Below are 238 nucleotides of genomic sequence, written 5' to 3'. Positions count from 1 at the left end.
AGCACGCGTACGACCACGTCGACTTCATCTCGGCGCACGCCTACTACCAGGAGCGCGGCGGCGACCTCGGCTCCTTCCTGGCCTCCTCGGTGGACATGCAGTACTTCATCGACACCGTCGTGGCCGCGGCGGACCACGTCGGCAGCAAGCGCAAGAGCGCCAAGCGGCTCGCCATCTCGTTCGACGAGTGGAACGTCTGGTACCTGGACGAGCACCAGGAATCCGACGAGGTCAACGA

General features: G+C 65.1%; 1 pseudogene. It reads left to right on the top strand.

From position 1 onward, the window contains the following. Positions 1-238: pseudogene (locus AC1RPV_RS08225) on the top strand (alpha-N-arabinofuranosidase); the annotation flags it as partial.

The sequence above is a fragment of the Dellaglioa sp. CoH-55-MRSF-9 genome, from assembly GCF_056782155.1.
The sequence above is the reverse complement of the archived record's forward strand: the minus strand, read 5'-3'. Positions and strand labels throughout refer to the sequence as shown.